The organism is Chryseobacterium sp. PCH239, from assembly GCF_018924625.1.
GTDB lineage: Bacteria > Bacteroidota > Bacteroidia > Flavobacteriales > Weeksellaceae > Chryseobacterium > Chryseobacterium cucumeris.
Genome location: NZ_CP073027.1, coordinates 1,239,048 through 1,263,309, shown reverse-complemented (window position 1 = coordinate 1,263,309; position 24,262 = coordinate 1,239,048). Strand labels below are relative to the sequence as shown.

Genomic DNA, 24,262 nt, shown 5'->3' with positions numbered 1-24,262 from the left:
TGTAAATAAAGAAAAAGTTTCTATCTTTGCAGTCCCTTAAATAAAGGGATTTACTTAAAAAAGTAAGTGGCCGACTCGGTAGCTCAGCTGGTAGAGCAATACACTTTTAATGTATGGGTCCTGGGTTCGAATCCCAGCCGGGTCACTTGATAAAGCTTCAACATACGTTGAAGCTTTTTTTGTTTAAGAAAATCACAAACTGTAAAAGTCTCCGTTTTAGAGTAATTTGCCTACATAACTGAGCAGTTGCTCATCGTAACTTTATTCTATCAAAATAAACAAATGTTAATTTAAGTCTATTTTTCATGCGTTTTACAAGATTTGGAATTTAAAATGTATATCTGTGTCAGAAGCATTAAAATTTTTGTCTCTGATATTGTAAAAGTTAGCGGAATCAAAGGCATAAAATGTCCGGGAAAGTATTGTAAATAAAGAAAAAGTTTCTATCTTTGCAGTCCCTTAAACATAGGGATTTGCTTGAAAAAGTAAATGACCGACTCGGTAGCTCAGCTGGTAGAGCAATACACTTTTAATGTATGGGTCCTGGGTTCGAATCCCAGCCGGGTCACAATAAACGGACAAACTATTTTATAATGGTTTGTCCGTTTTTCTTTATACTGAGATTTTAATTTTGTGATATTAATATAAGTTAAGATGAATACATTCGGAATTACATGGTTAAATAAAATGATTTAGTTTATCTACGACATGTATCCAAAGCCTGTCTTTCATATTTTTTTTGAAAAAACCAAAATGGTCAATTTTTTTTAATCCTAATTCAGAAGGAACCAGTTTTGTGAAAGTGATATCTTCTTTACTGTCAATGTGCTGCCAATATGTTTCAGTGTTTTTCTGGCTGGATATCGTATCATCAGTGGTCCAGAATAGATGAATGGGGAATGTATAATTCTTGAAATGTCCTATAGGAACAGTAGTACCATAAAATTGAGCATCGAAAAAGTAATCTTTTTTTTCAAGCCAGTTTCGCCACTCATATACAACATTTTTGGGCAGGTTTTCCATTATTCCAAAGGTTTTGGCTTTTACATATCCTGTCATAAGAACACTTATGGGAGTAAAAATATAAAAATAAAAATAAGCCTTCATTCTGTATGAAAACGGCATATTCATATAATAACCTGCAGATACGGCAAAATTGATCATTCCCTTTACATTATCCAGATTTTTCATAAATCCGATTTGCTGGCCTCCGGCACTGTGCCCTATAATCATAAACGGAAGATCGGGAAACTTTTTATTTAAAAAAACTTTGATGGCGGGCATATCTTTTATTCCATAATCTGAAAAGGTAAATTCACAGGTTTTCAGATTTCCGGAATAAGAATCTCCGCTTCCTCTGTAATCCCAAAGACAGCACAGAAAATCATTTTCAGCAAGATAGGTGAGAAAAGACAAATAGAATTCTTTTTTTGTTCCCGTACCACAGTTAAATTGAATTACTGCTTTAGGATGATCCGGAATAAGAAGTATACCTTTAAGCTTTACACCATCATCACATATTGTTTCAAAGTTTTCCGTTTTCATGCTTTAATTTAACTTAAAAAAATAATGATACATTGTATTGCTTAGAGCTGTATCCCTTTTCTTTGTTAAATTTAGTAAATACCCTAATTCCATTACAATATTTAACTATGCAGAACTTGGTTTCTGGATCAGGATTCTGATGTTATTCAATTTTTTTAGGCATATATTTCATCATGATACAATGGCTGCTATCTTGGGCAGAAGTTTTTTCTACCTCCAAAAATCCTGTCTTTCTGTATAAATTATAAGCCTTATCATTTCCAGGGGCAACTTCTAAAAGAATTTCAATGTCATTAAATTGTCTGCCTGCTTCATGAATAACAGCTTCAATCAATCCCTGACCTATATTCTTTCCTTGAAACTCCTTCTTTACATACATTTGGTAAATTGTACCAGAGTTTTTGTCACTTTTAACAAAAGTACATATGCCTATAAGCAGATCATTTGCGTAGGCACCCAAAACAAATCTTCCAAAAGTTTGTTCTTCAATATCACTTTCTATTTGGAACTTTTCAATTTTCAGGGCTTCATGATAGTTGGCTCCAAATGATTCCGGGAACTTTTCCAGACTTTCCAGACGGATTACGCGGTATGTTTTGCTTTCTTCGGGAAGAAGTTTTCGATAGCTAATAATATTCATGCTGATCAGGTTTTTATTTACATCAGTATACAAAGATGGAGATAATTTTTAGCAACAGAGTTTTAAATAATTTATTAAAATTTTAAAACGATCTCATCTATCTGTAACAATTTTCATTTCAGATAGTCTTATTATAAACAAAACATATACTTTTTGATCAGAAAAGCATATAAATGCAGTCTGTCAATTTTAAAAAGTGCTTGTTTAAGGGGAATATTACATTACTTTATTTGAATGTTACATTTTTGCGAAATAACTCGTTTATTTCATAAGGAACATGATAAATTATGTATATTTATAACACTAATTGGGGAATAATATTGAAATAACGGTAGGAAATTATCAACTTATTTGTAAATAAGTGAATAGGTAGATATGTAGATATATAGGGAAAAGTGGTGGTGATGAGAAAAATTGATTTAATCATTTTTAAAAATATAAAGACAAACTCAGAAGGTATAAAGAAAATAATAGCCTTTCCAATCTGCATGGGAATATTTTGGGTTATATTTTCATGTCATAGTGAACCTCAAAATAAAGTGAGAGAAAACTTTGATATATCTCTGTTGACTGAAAGTTCAGAACTTCAGTTGTCCGGTCAATATGAAGCTTTTGTCAGGCTTAATAAAGAATATCTGAGAAAAGCCGCCAAAATGAGGTACACAGGAGGAAAAGGACTCTGCTATCTGAATATGGCAGGGGTAAATGTTTCTGCAGGGAATTATGAAAAAGCCCGGTACTTTTTCAATAAAGCAGAAAAAGGCCTGTTCAATTCTGAAAATACTTACCATAAAGCAGTCTTCTATGATGATTACAGTCTGTATTATTCTCACCTTAAACTCAACGATAGGGCTATAGAATGTAATAATAAAGCATTTTATTACTTAAAACAGGCAAAAAAAACGAAACTTACCCAGAAACTTCTGCCCAGACTTTATGTAAACAAAGGAATTTACTATGCATGGAAAGGATGGTTTGGAACCTCTTTAAAATGTTTTAGAAAAGCAAATATGTTGGAAAATTCAGCCTATACCAATTGTATGGTGGCACAATATTATTTATTTACCCATAAACCTGATTCTGCGGGTATATACATTGCCAGAGCAGATGAAAAAATGATCAGCCAGAAAACAACGGATGTGGAATCTCTTTGGGTTTATTATACAATGGGATATTATTATAATGAAATTGATAATAGTGAACAAGCTGAAAAAGCCCTTAAAAAAGCCCTGGAGATCAACATTAAGACAAGACGAACCTATTCTTCCCATATCAAAGAAGTCTACAAAGCACTTGCAGAATTATATAAGAAAAAAAATGATGGCGGTAAGGCCTATTTTTATCTGAAGAAATATATGGAAGAGGAAGGAAGGTTTGATGCAGAACGATTTGTCGTTATGAATAAAGCTACCGAAGATTTTATTTCAGAAATGAAACAGGAATCAGACTGGCATAAAAATGATCTTCCGTTATTTATTGCATTGTCTATCACAGTACTTACCGTTTCAGGGGTATATGTCCGGAAAATAATTAACAGGTTACAAAAGAAGAAAAATACTTTAAAAGAGCAAACTGATACGTTGAAAAACCATGTCCAGACCAAGCAGCGACAGGAAGTGATTGAGCTTGCTAAAAGGAATGATTCTTCTTTCTTGTTGAAATTTAAAGAATTCTATCCTGAATTTATTAAGTCGCTTCTGGAGATCAATCCCGATCTTGAAAATTCAGAGCTGGCTTTCTGTGCAATGCTGAAATTACGCTTTTCATCCAAAGAGATTGCAGACTATACTTTTGTACAGCATAAATCTGTTCAACAGAAGAAATACAGGATCAGAAAAAGACTGAATATTCCCGGAGAAACAGAAATTTATGACTTTTTTGAAAACTTAGCAGAATAAAGAAATATATCACAATAAAAGCAGCAGGATTCTGTTTTATGAAAAGATTTTATTATTGATCTTATCAGAAATAACCATTGAGAATTTTAAAATTAAACAGGATTGTTATTCTAAAAAGATCATTATTTATACAGGAATTTTAGCTTAATTAGAGAAACCTATGATGCGTATTTTTCTTTCTGTTTTACTGTTTGTTTTAGTTTCGTGCCATTCTCATTCAAAGAAAGAGGCTGAAAAGAAATTTGACGTTGCCTTGCTGAAACAGAATGAAAAGTTCAGAATTGCCGGAGCATATGATTCATTGATTAATCTTAATAAAAGATATTACAAAAAAGCCAATGAAATGAATTATGCAGATGGGAAGGCGCTCTGCTATATCAATCTTGCAGAACTCAATATTTCCCTGGAAAATTTTCAGAAATCACAAATTCTCTTTGATAATGCCAAAGAGATTCTGGATGATTCTGAGGATAACTTACACAAAGCCAGGTTTTATAATGTTTATGGCCGTTTCAATGTAGAGCTTCGAAGGCTTGATAAAGCTTTTCAATATAATAATGAAGCAATGAGTTTTATAAAGAAAAGTGAGAATTATGAACTTAAAAATGATATTCTTTTCAGTATTTATTTGAGGCAGGCTATTTATCTCATGCAAAAAAAAGAATACGAAAAAGCACTGGAATACTTCCATAAAGCAAAAAAATAGATGATACCGGCCTTGCAGATTGTGCGATAAGTGACTATGTGTATATGCATAAAGACAAAGATTCTGCATATAAATATATAACGATGGCTTACAACAAAGCTAATATCAATGGTAAAGAAGACGGAATAGCCCTCTATGCCAATACCATTATGGGAGAGTATTTTCTTAATTATAAACAGTATGATAAAGCGGAAATAGCTCTTAATAAAGCTTTGAAAATCAATGAAAAAACGAAACATATTTATGCTTATTATGCTAAGTATATTTATAATGATCTCAGAGTTTTATATGAACGTACCGGAGATAAAGAAAAGGCTTATCTTTATTTGAAAGCTTATACAGATGCTTTTTACAGAACAAATACATCTTTACTGGCTACTATCAATCAGGATATGGAATCTTTTATTGCAGTAACTCAGCAGGATGCTAATCATCATAAAAGTAAAATTTATTGGATTGTTTCTCTGTCGTTTATTGGTCTTTGTCTGCTGGGATTATATGCTTGGAGAATTATTATTGCGTTGAGGAAACGGAAAAAAGTTCTTGCCATAGAAGCTGAGAATCTGAAAATAAGAATGAATGACAATAAACAGGAAAAAGTTATAGAACTGGGTAAAAAAAATGACCCTGAATTTTTGGATCGTTTTAAAGAAAGTTACCCCGAATTTATAGTTCAGCTTTTAACAATTAACCCCAATCTTGAAAATTCTGAATTGATTTTTTGTGCAATGCTTAAACTTCATTTTACTTCTAAAGAAATAGCAAACTATACCATGGTTCAGCACAGAAGTATTCAGCAGAAAAAATACAGGATCAGAAAAAAATTAAATATTCCGGGAGAAACAGATATTTATCATTTCTTTGATACCTTAAAATAAACCAAAAAAAAACTGTCTGATTTATCAGGTCAGACAGTACTCGAAATATTCTCTTTTCACCACCCGGTTTTTTAAGTGGTCTCAATGGCCAAATATGAAAATTTTTAATGGAAACAAGAAAAAAGACTATACTACATGGGTACTACATGGTGTATTCGATTGTTTAAATTGCTGGTATTTAAATGATTGTGATTTGTAGTCGATTTGCTAACTTATTTTTAAAAAAGAGCCGGTGTTCTTCGAATGTGTTCCTTTTTTGCACCGCGTCTTTTGATTATTCTTGTTTTAATTCATCTTTTTTCATCTGATATTCAGTATTGTTTTTTCATCCGTCCTTAGATGGAAATTTTTAATAATATGTACGTATAAAAACACAACTATTTAAGACAAAATTAGGTGTTAAATCTAAGTGGTTGATAATTAAATATTTGTAATTGCTGTTGTATATGTGTAGTATCATTTATTTTTGTTTTTTATTTGGAATATGCAAGTTTTGTGGAGTGATTTGTTGTGAATTTTGCATCATGGATTTCATTTTGTTGAACTTATGATAATACTTAAGTGGACTGATCAGAATCCAAAATGATCTTTTGATAAAAATGAGCTACCTATAATCATACAACCAAAGTAATTTTAAATAAATCTATGAAAAAAAGAATTTTATTCGTTTGTGCATTAGCATCTTGTTTTACGGTTTTCAATGCTCAGAGATGGGAATCTGTCTCTCAGAAAACTTCACAGATAAGAGAAGGAGTAGAAGTACAACATTCTTATAGAGTGGATCTGAAATCTCTTCGCGAAATGCTAAGAAATGCTGAAGAAACCGGGAAGGGTGCAACGCCGGTTATTATTTCTCTACCAACTGTGGACGGAAAGATTGAAAAGTTTGCTGTCTATAGCAATCCTGTACTTGATAAATCCCTGGCCGATAAATATCAACTGGGATCTTATACGGGAGTAGGTGTGGATGATCCATCTAAGTATTTAAGATTCAGTACATCTCCTAATGATATGCAGTCTATGATCATTAAAAATGGTATATTCCAGTTTATAGAGCCAATAAGTGCTGATAAACAGACGTATGGAGTATTCTATAAAACAAAGAATGAAGGAGAGCATGGCTTTAAATGTGATACCGGAGAACGTGATTTTAAGGATATTAATAAGCTGGTAGAGAATGGTAAAAAAATGCTTTCCGGAGTTGGAATCGCCAGCAGACCTACCAATACAAAATTTCGAGATTTTAGAATGGCATTGTCCGTTACAGGAGAATACAGCCAATATCAATTAACTGCAGCAGGAACTCCGGCCAATGCAACCGACGACGTAAAGAAAGGAGTAGTGCTGGCTGCCATGAATAATACGATGACCCGCATAAACGGAGTTTTTGAACGAGATTTCGGAGCTCATCTGACCGTTCAGAATCTTCCGGATATCATCTATCTTGATCCGGCTACAGATCCTTATTCTAATAATTTAAATTTACAGTTGCAACAGACCCTTACTTCTGTAGTAGGAAATGCCAACTATGATATTGGGCATGTTCTTAATCAAAATGCAGAAAGAAGCGGAAATGCAGGGGGAATCGGAATTGTCTGTGTAGATCCGGCCACTAATACTGAAATAAAAAAAGGTTCAGCTTATACCCAGGGACCTGTTCCTGTAGGTGAAGTTTTTGACTTTACTGCAGCTCATGAAATGGGACATCAATTGGGAGCTAATCACACATTTTCAAATACTTCTGTCACAGATGCCAATCAGGGAGCCAATGTAGAGCCTGGAGGAGGTACTACTATTATGGGCTATGCCGGAATTACCTATGATAATGTGCAGGCTAACGCTGATGGATACTTCCATTATAAATCCATCGATCAGGTATTAACTAATTTAGAAAATAAACTTAATTGTGGAGCCTCTCAAAATATAAACAATAATACAGCACCAGCTATTAATCCTTTGGTGGCTTATAGTATTCCTAAAGGAACCGCTTATTATCTTGAAGCTTTAGCCATTGATGCAGAAAATGATCCTGTAAACTATACCTGGGAACAGAATGACAGTACAGATGAATTTTCTACAATTTCAGGGGATAGCGGATGGGGATACAATCCAAAAGGAGCTTTATCAAGATCAGTTCCTGGTACGGCAAACGGAAGAAGATATTTTCCAAAGTTGGCGAGCGTTATGAATGGAATTCTAACAGACAAGCAAGCATGGGAAACGGTATCTTATATCCCCGAACATTGAATTATGCTGTAACAGTAAGAGATCAAAACGCTCAGCGTCCTATGGTTTCAAGTTCAACAACTACAGTGACTGTAGGGAATGACGGACCGTTCAAATTCAATGGGCTTACTGCATCTTCAGTATTGTATAATGATGCAGTAAATACAATCTATTGGGATGTTGCCAATACAAATGCTGCACCTTATAATACAGCGAGTGTAAAAATTGATTACACTACAGATAATGGAACAACCTGGACAAATCTGGTTGCTGCAACACCAAACACCGGAAGTTATAGCGCACAAATGCCAGGAAATATAAATGGAGCTATAAAACTAAGAGTTTCAGCTGTAGGAAATATCTTTTATGCCGTGTCTCCTGCTATTACTGTGGGGGCTGCACCTACATCTTCTACGTCCGCACCTACAGGTATTTCCACTATAGATACGGAGATCTTTAAAACAACGGCAAGGGTATCCTGGAATAGTGTTCCGGGAGCTACTTACTCTGTTAATTACAGAAAAGCAGGAACGGCAAACTGGTCTAATGCTGTAAGCCAGGCAAATTCTGTAGTTCTGAATAATTTAGAAGATGAAACCAATTATGAAGTACAGGTAGCGGCTGTAGTTAATTCTGTTTCCGGGACTTTCTCTAATAATTATACATTCAAAACAAAAGGATTAAAGACCGGAGTTGATTATTGCCTTTTAAATTCAGGTTCACCTTATGTAGGATCCATCTTAAAAGTTACTGTTGCAAATCTTGATTATAGTGATCTTACAGCAAGATCCTATAAAGATTTAAGCGAAGATCTTACTAAGGTAGTTAATTTGACACAAGGTAGTACCTATACGCTTACGCCTAGAATAGGGAATCTGTTGCAAAACGGAATACCGGTAAATCTATCTGCCTGGATTGATTACAACAGAAACGGAGTATTTGAAGCAACAGAAAGGGTAGGACAGACTTCAGCAACAACAAATGCAGGTAATATAGGGCTGCCAAGTTTTAACTTCACGGTTCCTGCTACCTCTTATTCTGGAGATAAGGTGTTAAGAATGAGAGTGGTTGGTAAATTTTCAACGAGTGCTTTGAATAGCGTATGTGGTGAGCTGGCAAGCCAGGCGGGAGGTATTATGGATCTTCCTGTGAAAATTACTGCGAGTACCCTTGCTGTGAGAGAAACGGTAGATACAAAATCATCAGAGGTATCTATTTATCCTAATCCTGCAGATACATTTGTAGAAGTGAAAAATCTTAAAGGTAAAGGTGACTACAAAATTTACAGTGCGGATGGAAGACTTGTTCAGGAAGGTAAGATTGATGGAAAAATCAATGTAGCTTCTCTTGTAAAAGGAATGTATGTGATCACCATCAAAGATGAGAAAAACACTTACAATAACAAATTAATCAAAAAATAAACAACACGAATGAATCTCCGTATCAGGATCTAAAGGCGGAGAGAAAAAGAATTATTTCAAGAGGGAAAAAAGGCTGTCTTCAACTGAAGGCAGCCTTTTGATGATCATTAATCCAAATGGCTATTAAAAAAATCAAGCATAGTGGCTAATGAGGTTTCAGAGTGCATTCGTTCTCCATTTTCAAGGGATTCCTGCGTAGCTGTAGCAGCTCTCTTACGCATATGATGTTCGTAGACGGAAATGGCTTCCTGTAAGGTTTTACAATTCTCATCTGTTAAATATTCACTCAGTTCAAGGGCGTCCAGCATAGCCATATTAGCACCTTCTCCAGCAAATGGAGGCATTACGTGGGCTGCATCCCCAATCAGTGTGAGGTTGGGAAGAGTTTCCCACGTTTGATCTAAAGGCATAGAGTAGATCAAACGTGGAATAAAAGGAGTTTTTGCATTTTCAAAAAGTTCCTCCCAGATTGGGCTCCATTCCGGGTATTCTGTTTTGAACCATTTTAGCATCTGTGCAGTATCAGAAAAATCAAGACCGCAAGTGGCAGGCCAATGCTCATCTGCTTTAAAGCTTGCATAAAATCCGAGATCTCCATTGCCTTTTTGACCCATTAAGATATTTTGAGAATTTCCAAATGCCATAATTTTTCCCCCTTTGATCAAAGCATCAATCTGAGGAGCATTTTCTTTTGAAACATTTCCTTCCAGCATAATGATTCCGGAATAAATAGGTTTACTATCAGTGAGATAAGGGCGGATTTTAGAATTGGCACCATCTGAAGCAACGACAAGATCAGCATACACAGAATTTCCATTTTTAAAATGCAGCAGCCAGCCTTCACCCTTACGCTCCATAGAGAGAAAATGACTGTCCCAGACAACGGTTTCAGGATCTAGAGATTCCAGCAGCATATTTCTTAATGGACCGCGATCTATTTCAGGGCGAAAATTTTCATGGCCGAAATCTTCTTCAGGCTTTGTTTCATGATCGTTAAAAAATATTTCGGCCTTTTCATTCATGATCAGAGTTCTGTCTGCACCCGGACGGAAAGCCTTTTTAAACTCTTCCAGAAGTTCTGCTTTGCGTATGGCAGCCAGCCCAGAATCTTCATGCATATCAAGAGGAGAACCCTGTACACGGGCATTTTTATTAAAATCTCTTTCGTATACTTTTACATTTGCACCTTTCAGTTGTAAAAGTCTTGCCAGTGTAAGTCCTGCAGGACCGCCACCAACGATTGCTATTGATTTATTGTCTATAAGCATTGTTGATTTAAATTTTACAATGCAAATTTATTTTCCTTTCAATACCGATAATAGTACAAATCGGTCGTTTTTATTTTTGGATAATTCTTTAGGAACAACTCCTGAAAATTTCTTCACTTCTTTGATGAAATGATTCTGATCGGTATAATTGAGTTCCGGGAAAAGTCTTCCCTGGGCAATATGTTCCAATGATGTTCTGAAACGTAAAATAGTAGTGTAGGCTTTTAATGACAAGCCAAGCTGTTTGGTAAAATAACGATTGATCTGTCTGCTGCTCCAGCCTGTTTTTTCGGAAAGTTCCTGTACGCTCATTTCCCCTTTTGAAGTATACACCAATTCAAAAAGTCGGCGTTTTCTCTCATCTATTTTCTGAGGAAGAAGTTCTTTTATTTTTTGAGTAGCTTTTGTACAGCAATGATTAAAATCCTTTATATCGTCAGCTTTAAAATTCCAGAAATCAGGAGAGAGTTCCTTTCCTAGGTTTAATAAATCGGCAATAGAGGTATGTAAAATATATTCAACTGCTATAGGTTTAAAGCTGATAACAAAAGCAAGGGTATGAGGAGCGATATATCTTTGCTCAGGATAAGTTTCCAGCCCGAGAAGGGTAATATGAAAAGGCTCTGAAACGGACTCTGAAAAAAATAAATCAATTCTTCCATCAGGAATGATCACCACCTCTTTTGCTTCATCCGAAAGGTTCTGAAAAGTACCCAGATTTTCAACGAAATCTGCAATCTCCTTATCAGGTTCGATAAAGTTATAAGTGAAATCAATATCCATAATGTTGGTCCGTTTAATACTTATTTTTAATGAAGAAAATTACAAAATTTGCTATAGATCACCAAGTGCTGTGAAATTCATCGTGATAATTAATAGTGAATCTATGTATTTTTATTAATATCATTTCGTATGATGTGAAAAATTCACCTTCTCCGGAGGGGAGGCGAAAATTCAGAGAATTTTTGACGAGGTGGTTTTACAATTTCTGATTAACCAGACTTCCACAAATTATTGCTATTTTTAGACCTTAAAATAGATTTAGGACAATACCTAATGGACAAATCATCACTTAATACCTACTTTCATTCCTTATTCAGTATCCAAGCTGAGGTGGTGGAAAAAATTACAGAAAAATTCAGCCATTTTAATTTAAAAGCGAATACTGTTTTACTGGATAAAAATGCAATCAGTACCAAAACCTATTTTCTGGAAAAAGGATATGTCCGTTCATTTATATTGAATGAAGATAATGAGGAAATCACAACAAATATTTATACGGCTCCCTGTTTTGTAAATGATTTTCTGTCCTTTTTCAGACAGCAGCCTGCCAAAGAAATATACCAGACCGTAACCGATTGCGTTTTCTGGGAAACAGGATTGGAAAATGTACAGCAAAATTTCCATAATATTCCCGAGTTCAGAGAGTTCAGCAGGCTTCTTTTTGTTCTTAATTATTATAATATTCATGATAGGCTGATCGAAATGGCGAGTCAGAAGGCTTCCACAAGATATTTTAACCTGATGAAGAAAGATCCTGATATTTTTCAACATGTTCCTTTGAAAGTGATTGCTTCTTACCTTGGAATTAAAGACAGCTCACTGAGCAGGATCAGAAGAGATATTCATAAACTGTAATTTCTTTTCATTTGTCAAGTGATATTTTAAATGTCATCGCTGATCTTTGCTTAAAAATAATTTCATGAACAAAAAACATATTGTAGTAGTAGGATTGGGTGGTGTAGGTGGTTATTTTGGTTTTAAAATCAATCAGATTAATGAAACTACAGGAAAATATACCGTTTCGTTTGTTGCCCGCGGAGAAACTTATGATAAAGTAAAAGAAAACGGATTGACATTGCTGTCTCCGGAGCATTCCAATTCACAGACTTATCCTAATGATATCGTGCAGAACATCAGTGAGATCAAAAATCCTGATCTGGTACTGATTTGTGTAAAAGAGTATGATCTTGAAAATGTCTGTAAACAATTACTGCCAGTCATTCATAAAGATACTGTCCTTCTTCCGATGATGAACGGAGCAGATATCTATGACAGAATACGCACCATTATTCCTGATCATACTGTTCTGCCAACTTGTGTATATGTAGCTTCTCATATTAAGGAAAGAGGAACTGTAGAACATAAAGGTAATGCAGGTAAAATCATAGTGGGAAGAGATCCTGAGCATTTTTCTGCACCTATAGAATGGATTACAGAGCTATTGAGTGAAAGTAAAATTGACTTTGATTTTAAAGATAATTCATTAAAAGATATCTGGACAAAATTCATATTTATAGCAAGCTTTGGATTGGTAACAGCTAAACATAACTCGTCCATGGGAGCGGTATGTACCGATGAGCAGCAAAAGAATGAAGCCACCGGAATTATGAAAGAAATACAACAGATTGCTGCTAAGAAAGGAATAAATCTTCAGGAAGATATTGTTGAAGCTACTTTTAAGAAAGCTTCTACATTTCCTTTTGAAACTCCAACTTCCTTACAGCTTGATATCAATTCAGGAAAGAAGGATAACGAACTGGAATTGTTTGCAGGTGCTGTATTGAAATATGGTACTGAAACAGAGGTAGAAGCTCCTTTTACTCAAAAAATTTATACCGAGATTAAAGCAAAATAACTTTGTGCTAATACCAGATAAAAAATGATAAAGAAGGCGGGTTTTTAACCCGCCTTTATTGAAATTAAATATAAAAGATAGAAGCTGATTAAGCACTGTGCATGAATTTTTGTCTGTCCAATAGTACTTCTTCCGTTTCCCTGTGATCAGGATCATCCACACAGCAGTCTACAGGGCATACAGCCTTACATTGAGGCTCTTCGTGAAAGCCTTTACATTCCGTACATTTTCCGGATACGATATAGTACACTTCATCTGAGACAGCAGGATGGTAAGCGTCAGCATCATCTTTTGTGCCGTCGGGGAATGTAATATGTCCTGAAAGCTTGGTTTTGTCTTTCCAGCGCCAGTCGATAGCACCTTCGTAAATGGCTGAGTTGGGGCATTCAGGTTCACAGGCTCCACAGTTGATACAGGCATCTGTTATTTTTATAGCCATATTGTTTGAATTTAAAGGGTTTAAAAAAGGGATTCCGTCAACGTTGAACGATTCTGAAATCCCTGCTAAACTTAAATGACAGCAGTTTAACACTGTTCTTTGAAAATAAGCAGCATAAAGTGTGCTATTTTTTATTTAAATCATTAATATGCAGCAATTTCTGCCGGTACTTAGTCACTAATGGCAATTTTTTTAGAAGCTGCAATGCTGATAAGTTTATCAAACTTATCGGAATACAGATCCGAAATTTGAGTGGATTGCTCATCCGTAAATAATGATGACCTGACAATGGGAACGCTAAATGGCAATGGCCATGCACGCAATGATTTGGCAATAGAATCCATGGCATTGATTCCCTGCATGGCCTGCAGACCATCTGCCCAGCATACCAGCCCCACAGTTTTATCCGTAAGATAAGGTTCGTATCTGTTGGCAGTTACTTCAAGCCAGTCCAGACAGTTTTTCATCACTCCAGGAATACTTCCGTGGTAAAGAGGAGCCAGCCAGATATGCAAATCAGCATCAGTGAACATCTGAGTCATACGTTCTACAGCCAAAGGAGTTTTGTTGAGAGTAACATCGAATAAAGGGATTCCAGAATCAGCAAGGGTAAAAATATTCGTGTGAATTCCCAGCGTTTTCAGACGTTCTGAGAAATAATCTGAAATCAGTCCGGAAGTAGATAAAGTTCTTCTTTCCAGTGATCCGTTGAATATGATAGCTTTCATTTTTTTATTGTTTAAAAATTACTTTAGGTAACCCTATCTCGCCGTACATCAATGTTTTTACCAGAGGTTTTAATAATCCTGCTGCTAATAAATACAAAGCAGGATCATGACTGGTACTTGCCCGGACCACCACTTTCTGATTTTTATACCGTTTAAGATCAGCATAAATGAGACGTCGTTTCCAGAGATCGAGCAGTATTGTTTCTGCGTTATTTAAATCTACATAAGAAGCATAAGGAAATAATTTTTCCATAATCAGCATATAAGCCCAGGGAGGAATAATGGCATCCGTAGAACAGATAATTCCTACTGCTTTTTCGTTGTATATAGAAAAATCCACCACAGCAATTGATTCCTTAAATTCTTTCTCCTTGACAATCATTCCCATGAAAAGATGATCTTTGATATCCAGTTCTACAATTTCCGTAGTGGGTTTGTATTCTGAAAGGTCAAGGGCAATAATGCCTGAAGCCTTTGCTTTATTGATAAAATTTTCCTCAGTCATAGTTAGTTTACTTTAGTGTTACTTATCTCACTTTTGATAAAGCTTCTTCATATTTTCTTTCTACAGCAGACCAATCCAGTACAGACCAGAAAGCATCAAGGTAATCTGCACGTTTATTCTGATAATTCAAGTAATAGGCATGCTCCCAGACATCTATTCCCAGAATCGGAAAACCTCTGTTGGTGGAAAGAATATCCATCATCGGATTATCCTGATTAGGAGTAGAGCTGATGGCCAGTGATCCGTTGAATTTTACAAATAACCATACCCATCCCGAACCAAACTGCGACAAACCTGTTTTTTTCATTTCTGCTTTTAGATTGTCAAGACTTCCGAAAGTGGCTGTAATATCATCATGAAGCATCCCTTGAGGAATAAGCTTAGGTTGAGGGGAAAGAATTTCCCAGAATAAAGAATGGTTATAGTGGCCGCCACCATTATTTCTTACAGCAGGACTGTATTCGCTGATTCTTTGCAATAAGGAATCCAGATCAGGATTCGTTTCGTTGGTTTGTGCCAATGCTGCATTCAGATTATCTACATAAGCCTGATGATGTTTCTGATGGTGAATCGTCATTGTCTCTTTATCTATAAAAGGAGCCAGAGCATCATAAGCATAAGGCAATTGTGGTAATGTAAATGGGTTCATCGTATTTATTTTTTTTATTATTGTACCACAAAGGTAGAAATATATTTTAATAAAACAACTTTTATGTTGTTTTATTGCTTTTGTGATTTGAATCAATAAGATATTGTAAATCTTTATTTTAGCTTTGTTTTTTTGAAATTATAGAAAATGACTATATTTGTTGTTGAAAAATAAAACAACCTAAATATTGTCAAATGAAGAAGCCGGCAGCAGATCGTATTCTGATGTTTTTAAAGATGAGGGGTGAAGCTACCTCCCTTCTTATTGCTGAAGAATTGTCAATCACTAAAGAAGGCGCAAGAAAACACTTGCTCAACCTTGCTCAGGAAGGATTGATCCGGTCTTCGGTGAAGAGTGAAGGAGTTGGCCGTCCTTCTACTTATTATACGCTTACAGAGAAAGGACTGTCTCAATTCCCGGATACGCACGCAGATGTGACCGTTCAGATTTTGAAATCAGTGAAAAATCTTTTAGGGGAAAATGCTTTGGAATTATTGATCAGTGACCGGGAAAAAAACACCCATAAACGGTATGAAAAAGTACTTTCCAAGACAAAATCTCTGGAGCAGCGTCTTGAATCTCTTGCAAAAGTCCGTAGTGATGAAGGCTATATGGCAGAATGGAAAAAAGAAGGCACAGACTATTTTCTGATTGAAAACCATTGTCCGATATGTGCGGCTGCAACCGAATGTCAGGGCTTCTGTCGGGCAGAATTATCCAATTTCCAATCTTTGATAGGGAAGGAGTATACAGTGGAAAGAGTAGATCACATTATTTCCGGTGGACAGCGCTGCGTGTATAAAATCAGCCAATAACTTATCATTTATCATTAAAAAAATGGTTGTAAAAGCAGTAATATTTGACATGGATGGTGTTCTGGTAGACTCAGAAAAATTCTGGACCCAGGCAGAACTGGATGTATTTTCATCTTATGGAGTGCAGGTTACGGATGATCTTGCGGCACAAACAAAGTATATGACCACTCAGGAAGTTACCGAATTCTGGTATAAAAGATTTCCCTGGGAAAATTTTGATGCCTCTGATCTGGAAAATAAAGTGGTTACAAGAGTAATCGAAATGATACAGACCGAAAACTGTACCATGTCTGGTGTAGAGAAGTTTATTAAAAATCTTAAGAACAAGGACTACAAAATAGGGCTGGCTACCAATGCTCCTTTACGTGTAGCACATGCGGTGCTTGAAAAGCTTCAGATTCATGACCTGTTTGATACCATTCACTCATCAGAGTTTGAAAATCAGGGAAAACCTCATCCTGCCGTATATCTTACTTCTGCAAAAAATTTGGGAGTTTGTCCGGAACACTGTATTGCTATTGAAGACAGTCAGTCAGGGCTTAAGGCAGCAAAAGAAGCAGGAATGCAGACTATCATTTTCACCAATAATGACGAAAATTTAGATTCAAATCTTGCCGATTTTAAAATCATGGATTTTAATACCATTTTTCTGCCGGTATTTGGTGAATAGTGAATAGTGAATAGTGAAAAGTGAATCCGCTCCGCTGTGAATTTAACAGGTGTTATAAAAATTGACTATTGACTGCTTAGCAAATTGACTATTGACATTAAAGTGAAAGGTGAAAAGTGAATCCGCTTCGCTGTGAATTTTAACAGGTGTTATAAAAATCGACTATTGACTGCGTAGCAAATTGACTATTGAAATTAAAGTGAAAGGTTAAGGGTGAATCCGCTTCGCTGTGAATTTTAACAGGTGTTATAAAAATTGACTATTGACTGCGTAGCAAATTGACTATTGACATTAAAGTGAAAGGTGAAAGGTGAATCCGCTTCGCTGTGAATTTTAACAGGTGTTATAAAAATTGACTATTGACTGCGTAGCAAATTGACTATTGACATTAAAGTGAAAGGTGAAAGGTGAATCCGCTTCGCTGTGAATTTTAACAGGTGTTATAAAAATTGACTATTGACTGCTTAGCAAATTGACTATTGACATTAAAGTGAAAGGTGAAAGGTGAATCCGCTCCGCTGTGAATGTTAAATGATGTTATAAAAATTGACTATTGACATTAAAGTGAAAGGTGAAAGGTGAATCCGCTCCGCTGTGAATGTTAAATGATGTTACAAAATGGACTATTGACTTCACAGCAAATTGACCATTGACATATCCTCGCATCTCGCATCCCGAACCCCAAAATCAATACTTCGTCAACACCTCCATCAATAACAAAATAGAAACCAGCTTTTTAGAAGACTTATACTCCGGATTCAGTTGTTCACGGATTTCTCCCAAAGCTTTGCTTAGCTTATTGCTCACGGTCTTGTTGCTGATTCCCAGTGCTTCTGCTGTTTCATTGACCGACATATTTTTCCTGATTCTCATATCGTAGACCTGTTGCTCTGTTGAGGGAAGCTGAGAAACCACCTCATCAATCATGGATAACAAAGCAGAAATTTCATTTTCCTCAAGAATTTCAAAATAATCTGAATCTGCCATTTCAATTTCATTCGGAATATCAAACTCGTCAATACTCAGAGTAGGAGGAGCTTTTTTGTAGCTGTTATAAAAATCAATAATCCGGTAATGAAGGTGACGGAGAAGGTAGCCTTTGGCACTTTCTGTTTCATCGGTTTGTATCACATCTGTATTTTCAAGAATCTTCATCCATAGATTCTGAAGAATTTCTTCAGAAACTTCTTTATCCCGTGTCCGTACAAAAACAAAGCGATATAGACTATCCCAGTATCGGTCATACAGCAGCATAAATGCAGGACGGTCGCCTGATTTTATTTTCTTTAATAATATATAGTCTGTTGGGCTCATATTGTGATACAAAATTACCTAAAGGAAAATTAACTTTTTGTGAACTTTGGGTGTGATAAGATTAAATATTTCTGAAAAACAGGACTCAAATATGACGTTAATGTTGAGTAAATGTGAAAAAGGATGAAAATTATTAACAATTTGGTTGTAATGTGAATATAACGTTAAGAATATCCTGGGGAAGTTTTTCATTTTCTCTGTCTTATAGATAGAAGTATCTGTGAATACATGAAAGACCTTATGAAAAAACTTTTACCATATAAAAATATTGAAGCCTTTGTTTTCAGACTTTGGGAACGGGAAGTTTCGGAAGACTCAATCTCTGAAAAAGAAAATGAACTTTTAAAACTATGGAGAACTCAGACAGAAAAAAATCTGGATGCTATTCATATGAAAGAGTCCAAAGAAAGAGTATTATCCGGACTGGAGTATTATTTTCCTCAAACAGATAGTATTTCTATTTCATTTGTAAAGAGCTTTACAACACATCTCTATAAAATGGCTGCAGTTATTATTCTGCTTTTATCATTGGGCGGAATATTTACCTACACCATGTTCATTAAGCCTGACGTATATATTGCAAAATCCGGAAATCGTATTGTTCGTCTTGAAGACGGATCTGTGGTTACTCTTTTACAAGGCGCTGTACTGACTGTAGAGAAATCTTTTCCTGCGTCCACCAGAGTCGTGGATTTAAAAGGAGATGCAATCTTCTCTGTGGCAAAATCTAAAACACATCCATTCATCGTTCGTGCTGATGGTTTCAGTACCAAAGTATTAGGAACGGTATTTAAAATCTCACAGTCCGGGAAGAGAAAAGCGGTTGATCTTTATGAAGGAAAGGTGGCTGTATCCACTCCCGGGGTTCCTGTTTCTTTCCTTAAGCCTAATCAGAAGTGGACCAACTTCGGAATTGCTCATACTACGGCAGTTATTTCACTGAAACCTGTAAAAAATTCAGCAGACAGAATTGCTGCAATATTGTCTCTGAGTTTTAACGATGTTCCTTTAAAAGAAGTAGTAGTAGTCCTGGAAAGCAATTATCATACAAAGGTTCAATATCCTAAGGAAGCTGAAGATAAAAAAATTACTGCGGATTTTACGGGAGGAACGGTCGGAGAAAATATTGAATCACTGGCTTTCATCCTGGGACTGGAAGTACAGAAAAAAGAAAATACCTATATCCTTAAGAAATAAATCATTATAAAAAATAAATAATCATAATCAAGAGAACACTATTAAGTATGAAAAGTTTGAAATGTGGGATTACCATAGCAGCCTTATTTTTTACTGTAGCCGCAGAAGCTCAGGAGCTGGTGCAGAAAGTAACATTTTCTGTACCTGCCAACAGACCGTTGATTGAAGTTTTGGAAGAATTTGCCGGAAAAACGGGAATGAGACTGGCATATTCCAAGGTAGACATTAAAGAGCTGAAGGTAAAAGGAGTGAAATGTGAAAATACTTCTGTCAACAACTGTCTGAAGGATATTACCAACGGACTTCCTATTATTTACCGACTGCATGGTGATCTTATTTCGATAAAATATGAAAGTTCAAATATTTCCGCATTGGGAAACGGACGAATTTCCGGTAAAATAGTGGATGAAGTAGGAAATCCCATTACCGGAGCAGAAGTCACTGTAGCTCAGAAAACAGTGGTCACTGATAATAACGGTGACTTTACCATAGATCTTCCCTCGGGAACTTATAATCTGACGATAAAAGCACCTAAATATAATACGCTGAGAGTTGAAAAACTGTCTGTTACGAACAAAGAAACGAATGCTGTTTCATTTGCTTTAAACAAGGCCTCAGATAAAATTACAGACATCAAAGAAGTAGTAATTACTGCATCTCGTAAAGCAGATACTCAGGCGGGACTTCTTGCCCAACAGAAGAAAGCAGCGCAGATGAGTGATGGTATTTCAGCGGAACAAATTTCCAAGACACCGGATAGCGATGTAGGAGGAACTTTGAAAAGGGTAACAGGAATTACCACCATTGATAATAAATATGTAGTGGTAAGATCCATGGGAGAACGTTGGAACACCGCGGCCATGGACGGAATCAACCTGCCAAGCACGGAAGCGTATAACCAGAACTTCTCATTTGATATAATTCCTACAGCAATGGTAGAAAGTGTGGTGGTAAGCAAATCAGCCACTCCTGATATGAATGCCAGCTTTGCAGGAGGTTACGTAGAAGTGAGAACCAAGGATATTCCCAATGAAAACTTTACAACAGTTACGTTAGGAACTTCGTATAATGACCAGTCGGCTTTCAAAGAATTTCTGACCCGCAAGCGAGGAAAGTACGACTATTTCGGGTATGATGACGGTACAAGAGATTTTCCCAAAGGACTGGAGCCGATGAACTGGACAGATCCAAGGTTTTTTGAACAGTCCAGGCAGTTTACCAATGACAATTTCAGCACCTATAAAACCAGAGGTGATATGGGATCTAATATACAGCTGGCATTAGGAAGGACATATGCTCTTAAAAACAATAATAAATGGGGATTTGCCGGAGCATTTGTCATCAGAAATGAACAGAATAAGCTGGATATTGACCATACGGGAAGAGGAAACTGGCTGGATACCACCGGACCTTATGTTGCCGATTGGGAAACAAAGGGAGTTGCTCCAATACCATTTTATAATTTCAAAAACAAAGGGGCTTCCTATAATTATAACTCTACGTTGGCAGGGATGCTCAATTTTGGACTTCAGCTGGGAAAAAACAGAATTTCATTCCGTAATTCATACACTCATATTTTTGATAATACATTAACAAGAGTTACAGGTTGGAATGAATATACCACTGGTAGTGCCATGGCATCCAATGCAGAATTAGCCTATAATTATTTTTACAACGGTGTCATCCCCAATAATGATCCGGCTCAGATCAAAAACTTAGACAGACCTTATACTGATAATACCAACTATCCCATTTTTCAGACCCTTTTGCAGAATAAACTGGAAGGGAATCACAAAATAGGAAACACTGAAGTCAGCTGGTTTGCAGCAAGAACCGGCATAACGTCTGATACGAAAGATTATACCCAATATCTGACCCTCTATGATTTTATTGGAAGTGAAATTCTGACCTATCATAAAATTTATAATACCGGCGGAAATTTCTACAGAGGATATATCGCCAACAAAGAAACCGATTACAATTACGGAGCTTCAGTAAAATGGGATCTGGATACAGGAAATTTTAAAAATACGGTGATGACAGGATATGCAGGAACATTAAAGAATAACACCAACCAACAGCAGAAATTCTTCTTAAGGGTCGATGAGAACCGGGATGTTCCGAATAGCGAAAAAAATTACCTGACGATGTATGGTACCCTTGCGGATTGGTTCAATGGATCTCAATATGTTCCGGGTGGTATTGGCTGGGAAACCAAGGCATTGTATAAAAATGATCAATATGAAGGAGAAGTAAAACAGCATGCGGTTTTTGTGATGTTTGATAACCGTTGGAAGAAATTAAGATTAGTTTGGGGACTTCGTGCAGAATACTTTAAATATGATCTTATCTCACAGCAATTGGACCCAACTGATACAAAGAATGTTGAAAGAGCAGCCGTTGAAGATAAACCGTGGCAATGGATGCCCTCAGCGAACTTTACCTACAGTCCTACCAATAAAATTAATCTAAGGCTTGCTTACAACAGATCTGTGATCCGTCCTCAGTTCAATGAAAGAACAGGACTTCCATATTTCGATCCGATAGCTAATGGTTTAATTTATAATACAGAAATGACATCCTCTGTTATTAATAATTATGATTTCAAATTTGAATGGTTTCCCGGGTTGGGAGAAATATTTTCTGCAGGACTGTATTATAAAAATATAGACAGACCCATAGAACGTGAGGGACATATTTCCAGCGAAGGAAATTTATATCTCTATAATGGTAATTCGAAAAATGCAAAATTATTGGGAGTGGAAGCTGAAGTAAGAAAGAATTTAGGATTTATTGCAGACGGAACCTTTCTGGAAAAGCTTTTCATAAGCGGAAATTTTACGTATAACCATACCAAAGTAGTGGCTTTTAAAGATCTGTACAAAACAGGTGATAATGATGAAACCTATGAAGTGAAACGCCCGCTTTACGGACAGACTCCTTATGCTTACAATCTTGGATTGACGTATGATGGTGATCGTTTGGGACTGAGTTTTTTATACAATGCTAAAGGAGATCAGTATATCACTGTTGGGTATGCTTACAAAGGAGAAGAAATACAGCGCCCTTATGCTGTGGCAGACGCACAGATCTCCTATAAATTTCTTCGGAATAAAAACCTTGAATTAAAATTAAATGCCAGAAACTTATTCAACAGGGTAAAGGAATACTATAATAATTATAATTCCTATGTGATCCCTCTAGGATTGGGGAGTGCCATTGGAACTGAGCGGGAAGCGTGGGGACTTTTACCTGGTGCAACAGACAGATATGATAAGAACATTGATAAGATTATGTTTCGGGCCTACAGCGGAAGAATGTTCAGCCTAAGTGTGAATTATATGTTTTAAAAACAAAACTTAAGACATACATGGTTTAATAAAAATAGAAAAATATAACATAATAATTAAGACGGTACAATGAAAAAGTTAATTCGAATTATAATATTATCCTTCCTTACAGCTTGTCAGCAGGAGAGGCTTGAAGATAAGCAATCTTCGTTCGAACTGAAGGCAACTTCCTCAGAATATCTTACTGCTTCTGCACTTCCAGTAGTTACTGTAAGTGGTAACATTACCACGAATACAACCTGGAGTGGAGTTATTGAAATTGATGGTATAGTAACGGTAAAAGATGGAGCAACACTGACAATCCTTCCCGGAACTTATATTAAGGCAAAACCCAAAGGAATAGCAGAGCCATCAGGAATGCTGATCATTAATAAAACAGGAAAAATTAATGCCGTAGGAACAGAAAACCAACCTATTATTTTTACAAGCTATAAATTATTAGATGGAAGTGAAGATACTATTGGAGCTGCTGGTGACTTTGGCGGATTGATTATATTGGGTGATGCTTTAACAAACACGCCTTCTACAACAACCATTGAGGGACTTTTCGGACCAGATTATTATTATGGTGGGACTAACCAAAATCATAACGCGGGAATATTGAAGTATGTTCGCATTGAATTTGGAGGAGCAGAGATCTATCCAAATACCATTCATGAAATAAACGGTCTTACATTAGCCGGAGTGGGGAGTGGTACAACTATCGACCATATTCAGGTATCTTATGGTAAAGATGATTCCTTTGAATTTTATGGAGGAAATGTAAATGCATCCAACCTTATTTCTTTTGCACCCGATGATGATAATTTTGATTTTAATAACGGGTATACAGGAACTATCACCTGTGCACTGGCTTTAGCAGATTATAATTCTACTCATAGTCTCAGTGGGACAGTCAATGACTCTCATGGTATTGAACTCGATAATAATATTGATGGAACATCCACAGCATTAGTAACACATCCTGTAATTAACAATCTTACAATAATTGGAGTATGGAAAACTACAATGGGAGAAAAGTATGGAAATGGAATTTATGTTAGAAGAAATGGAAGGCTAACATTAAATAATGCTGTTGTTACCGGATACCCTATAGGAATTAAGGTAGAAGGTACAGGCTCAGTGCTTTCTTCGGGGTCTAACTATAATACCATTCAGGTCCACGGATTTATAACTTCTGTAATAGGTGCCGGAACAGCGGGAATTCCTATGTTGAACTTATCTACTGGACTTTCTGCTTCCGTTTGGGGAATGAATCAGCCATTTTTTAACGAAGGAGGATGGAATATCTCACCAAGGAATTGTGGCAATTTTCAAGGACTTTGGACTAAGTATAATTTCTCCATTTTAGAATAAGGAGACGAAATCTATGAGT

At 36.1% G+C, this 24,262-nt stretch carries 21 protein-coding genes and 2 tRNA genes; 14 read left to right on the top strand and 9 right to left on the bottom strand.

The features are described 5' to 3' along the window. Nucleotides 1-72: 72 nt before the first annotated feature. A tRNA-Lys gene (locus KBP46_RS05860) sits at nt 73-145 on the top strand. Nucleotides 146-495: 350 nt separating this feature from the next. Further along, nucleotides 496-568, top strand: a tRNA-Lys gene (locus KBP46_RS05855). A 110-nt stretch (nt 569-678) separates the two neighbouring features. Here KBP46_RS05855 and KBP46_RS05850 read toward each other — a convergent pair. Together KBP46_RS05850 and KBP46_RS05845 are read right to left on the bottom strand one after the other, a co-directional pair. Continuing rightward, nucleotides 679-1,545 carry an alpha/beta hydrolase gene (locus tag KBP46_RS05850; protein WP_216444888.1) on the bottom strand — a complete coding sequence of 289 codons (867 nt, stop codon included), beginning with the start codon at nt 1,543-1,545 and terminating at the stop codon, nt 679-681. A gap of 142 nt (nt 1,546-1,687) precedes the next feature. Further along, nucleotides 1,688-2,185 carry a GNAT family N-acetyltransferase gene (locus tag KBP46_RS05845; RefSeq protein ID WP_123277851.1) on the bottom strand — a complete coding sequence of 166 codons (498 nt, stop codon included), beginning with the start codon at nt 2,183-2,185 and terminating at the stop codon, nt 1,688-1,690. 539 nt (nt 2,186-2,724) lie between these two features. Between KBP46_RS05845 and KBP46_RS05840 the strand changes: the two genes are divergently transcribed. From KBP46_RS05840 to KBP46_RS05820, 5 genes are all read left to right on the top strand, one after another. Then, on the top strand, nt 2,725-4,083 hold the full coding sequence (locus KBP46_RS05840) for a tetratricopeptide repeat protein (RefSeq protein ID WP_216444887.1): 1,359 nt from the start codon (nt 2,725-2,727) through the stop codon (nt 4,081-4,083). 160 nt (nt 4,084-4,243) lie between these two features. Continuing rightward, the gene (locus KBP46_RS05835; protein ID WP_216444886.1) at nt 4,244-4,789 is read left to right on the top strand and encodes a hypothetical protein; all 546 of its coding nucleotides are present in this window, start codon (nt 4,244-4,246) and stop codon (nt 4,787-4,789) included. 83 nt (nt 4,790-4,872) lie between these two features. Then, nucleotides 4,873-5,667 (top strand): hypothetical protein, encoded by a 795-nt coding sequence (locus tag KBP46_RS05830; RefSeq protein ID WP_216444885.1) that lies wholly within the window; start codon nt 4,873-4,875, stop codon nt 5,665-5,667. A gap of 645 nt (nt 5,668-6,312) precedes the next feature. Further along, a complete protein-coding gene (locus tag KBP46_RS05825) occupies nt 6,313-7,914 on the top strand; it encodes a reprolysin-like metallopeptidase (RefSeq protein ID WP_216444884.1) in 1,602 nt (533 codons plus the stop codon). After that, the gene (locus tag KBP46_RS05820; RefSeq protein WP_216444883.1) at nt 7,881-9,314 is read left to right on the top strand and encodes a T9SS type A sorting domain-containing protein; all 1,434 of its coding nucleotides are present in this window, start codon (nt 7,881-7,883) and stop codon (nt 9,312-9,314) included. The genes KBP46_RS05825 and KBP46_RS05820 overlap by 34 nt, the downstream gene beginning before the upstream one ends. A 107-nt stretch (nt 9,315-9,421) precedes the next feature. Here the strand turns inward: KBP46_RS05820 and KBP46_RS05815 are convergent, their stop codons facing one another. Further along, nucleotides 9,422-10,582 carry an NAD(P)/FAD-dependent oxidoreductase gene (locus KBP46_RS05815; protein WP_216444882.1) on the bottom strand — a complete coding sequence of 387 codons (1,161 nt, stop codon included), beginning with the start codon at nt 10,580-10,582 and terminating at the stop codon, nt 9,422-9,424. A 27-nt stretch (nt 10,583-10,609) separates the two neighbouring features. Further along, complete coding sequence (locus KBP46_RS05810) at nt 10,610-11,365, bottom strand: AraC family transcriptional regulator (RefSeq protein WP_062670466.1); 756 nt, start codon at nt 11,363-11,365, stop codon at nt 10,610-10,612. A gap of 273 nt (nt 11,366-11,638) precedes the next feature. Here KBP46_RS05810 and KBP46_RS05805 point away from each other — a divergent pair, with 273 nt between their 5' ends. After that, a complete protein-coding gene (locus KBP46_RS05805) occupies nt 11,639-12,220 on the top strand; it encodes a Crp/Fnr family transcriptional regulator (protein ID WP_216444881.1) in 582 nt (193 codons plus the stop codon). Between the two features lie 64 nt (nt 12,221-12,284). Beyond that, complete coding sequence (locus tag KBP46_RS05800; RefSeq protein ID WP_216444880.1) at nt 12,285-13,220, top strand: ketopantoate reductase family protein; 936 nt, start codon at nt 12,285-12,287, stop codon at nt 13,218-13,220. An 88-nt stretch (nt 13,221-13,308) separates the two neighbouring features. Here KBP46_RS05800 and KBP46_RS05795 read toward each other — a convergent pair whose 3' ends face one another. The 4 genes from KBP46_RS05795 to KBP46_RS05780 all read right to left on the bottom strand — a co-directional run bounded on the left by KBP46_RS05795 (nt 13,309) and on the right by KBP46_RS05780 (nt 15,541). Next, entirely contained in the window at nt 13,309-13,659 is a 351-nt protein-coding gene (locus tag KBP46_RS05795; protein ID WP_216444879.1) for a 4Fe-4S dicluster domain-containing protein, read from the bottom strand. A 170-nt stretch (nt 13,660-13,829) separates the two neighbouring features. Then, entirely contained in the window at nt 13,830-14,387 is a 558-nt protein-coding gene (locus KBP46_RS05790; protein ID WP_216444878.1) for an NADPH-dependent FMN reductase, read from the bottom strand. 4 nt (nt 14,388-14,391) lie between these two features. Next, complete coding sequence (locus tag KBP46_RS05785) at nt 14,392-14,892, bottom strand: DUF2480 family protein (protein WP_062670458.1); 501 nt, start codon at nt 14,890-14,892, stop codon at nt 14,392-14,394. Between the two features lie 22 nt (nt 14,893-14,914). Further along, nucleotides 14,915-15,541, bottom strand: a complete 627-nt coding sequence (locus KBP46_RS05780; RefSeq protein WP_216444877.1) for a superoxide dismutase — start codon at nt 15,539-15,541, stop codon at nt 14,915-14,917. A 194-nt stretch (nt 15,542-15,735) separates the two neighbouring features. Between KBP46_RS05780 and KBP46_RS05775 the strand changes: the two genes are divergently transcribed. After that, nucleotides 15,736-16,356, top strand: coding sequence for a metalloregulator ArsR/SmtB family transcription factor (locus KBP46_RS05775; protein WP_216444876.1), 621 nt, complete (start codon nt 15,736-15,738; stop codon nt 16,354-16,356). 22 nt (nt 16,357-16,378) lie between these two features. Further along, a complete protein-coding gene (gene hxpB / locus KBP46_RS05770; protein ID WP_216444875.1) occupies nt 16,379-17,026 on the top strand; it encodes a hexitol phosphatase HxpB in 648 nt (215 codons plus the stop codon). A 687-nt stretch (nt 17,027-17,713) separates the two neighbouring features. On the opposite strand, the gene KBP46_RS05765 is transcribed toward hxpB, so the two are convergent. Beyond that, a complete protein-coding gene (locus tag KBP46_RS05765) occupies nt 17,714-18,340 on the bottom strand; it encodes an RNA polymerase sigma factor (RefSeq protein ID WP_062670452.1) in 627 nt (208 codons plus the stop codon). 240 nt (nt 18,341-18,580) lie between these two features. Here KBP46_RS05765 and KBP46_RS05760 point away from each other — a divergent pair, with 240 nt between their 5' ends. The 3 genes from KBP46_RS05760 (at nt 18,581) to KBP46_RS05750 (ending at nt 24,243) form a co-directional block, all read left to right on the top strand. Continuing rightward, on the top strand, nt 18,581-19,537 hold the full coding sequence (locus KBP46_RS05760; RefSeq protein WP_253297218.1) for a FecR family protein: 957 nt from the start codon (nt 18,581-18,583) through the stop codon (nt 19,535-19,537). 47 nt (nt 19,538-19,584) lie between these two features. Then, complete coding sequence (locus tag KBP46_RS05755; RefSeq protein WP_216444873.1) at nt 19,585-22,887, top strand: TonB-dependent receptor; 3,303 nt, start codon at nt 19,585-19,587, stop codon at nt 22,885-22,887. 69 nt (nt 22,888-22,956) lie between these two features. After that, nucleotides 22,957-24,243, top strand: coding sequence for a hypothetical protein (locus tag KBP46_RS05750; RefSeq protein ID WP_216444872.1), 1,287 nt, complete (start codon nt 22,957-22,959; stop codon nt 24,241-24,243). The last annotated feature ends 19 nt before the right edge of the window (nt 24,244-24,262 follow it).

Bases quoted from the DNA above. Each gene is read 5' to 3' on its own strand.
- KBP46_RS05750 (WP_216444872.1), top strand. From the start codon at position 22,957: ATGAAAAAGTTAATTCGAATTATAATATTATCCTTCCTTACAGCTTGT.
- KBP46_RS05845 (WP_123277851.1), bottom strand. From the start codon at position 2,185: ATGAATATTATTAGCTATCGAAAACTTCTTCCCGAAGAAAGCAAAACA.
- KBP46_RS05760 (WP_253297218.1), top strand. From the start codon at position 18,581: ATGAAAAAACTTTTACCATATAAAAATATTGAAGCCTTTGTTTTCAGA.
- KBP46_RS05765 (WP_062670452.1), bottom strand. From the start codon at position 18,340: ATGAGCCCAACAGACTATATATTATTAAAGAAAATAAAATCAGGCGAC.
- KBP46_RS05815 (WP_216444882.1), bottom strand. From the start codon at position 10,582: ATGCTTATAGACAATAAATCAATAGCAATCGTTGGTGGCGGTCCTGCA.
- KBP46_RS05775 (WP_216444876.1), top strand. From the start codon at position 15,736: ATGAAGAAGCCGGCAGCAGATCGTATTCTGATGTTTTTAAAGATGAGG.
- KBP46_RS05755 (WP_216444873.1), top strand. From the start codon at position 19,585: ATGAAAAGTTTGAAATGTGGGATTACCATAGCAGCCTTATTTTTTACT.
- KBP46_RS05795 (WP_216444879.1), bottom strand. From the start codon at position 13,659: ATGGCTATAAAAATAACAGATGCCTGTATCAACTGTGGAGCCTGTGAA.
- KBP46_RS05790 (WP_216444878.1), bottom strand. From the start codon at position 14,387: ATGAAAGCTATCATATTCAACGGATCACTGGAAAGAAGAACTTTATCT.
- hxpB (WP_216444875.1), top strand. From the start codon at position 16,379: ATGGTTGTAAAAGCAGTAATATTTGACATGGATGGTGTTCTGGTAGAC.
- KBP46_RS05830 (WP_216444885.1), top strand. From the start codon at position 4,873: ATGGCTTACAACAAAGCTAATATCAATGGTAAAGAAGACGGAATAGCC.
- KBP46_RS05805 (WP_216444881.1), top strand. From the start codon at position 11,639: ATGGACAAATCATCACTTAATACCTACTTTCATTCCTTATTCAGTATC.
- KBP46_RS05785 (WP_062670458.1), bottom strand. From the start codon at position 14,892: ATGACTGAGGAAAATTTTATCAATAAAGCAAAGGCTTCAGGCATTATT.
- KBP46_RS05780 (WP_216444877.1), bottom strand. From the start codon at position 15,541: ATGAACCCATTTACATTACCACAATTGCCTTATGCTTATGATGCTCTG.
- KBP46_RS05820 (WP_216444883.1), top strand. From the start codon at position 7,881: ATGGGAAACGGTATCTTATATCCCCGAACATTGAATTATGCTGTAACA.
- KBP46_RS05835 (WP_216444886.1), top strand. From the start codon at position 4,244: ATGATGCGTATTTTTCTTTCTGTTTTACTGTTTGTTTTAGTTTCGTGC.
- KBP46_RS05850 (WP_216444888.1), bottom strand. From the start codon at position 1,545: ATGAAAACGGAAAACTTTGAAACAATATGTGATGATGGTGTAAAGCTT.
- KBP46_RS05800 (WP_216444880.1), top strand. From the start codon at position 12,285: ATGAACAAAAAACATATTGTAGTAGTAGGATTGGGTGGTGTAGGTGGT.
- KBP46_RS05825 (WP_216444884.1), top strand. From the start codon at position 6,313: ATGAAAAAAAGAATTTTATTCGTTTGTGCATTAGCATCTTGTTTTACG.
- KBP46_RS05810 (WP_062670466.1), bottom strand. From the start codon at position 11,365: ATGGATATTGATTTCACTTATAACTTTATCGAACCTGATAAGGAGATT.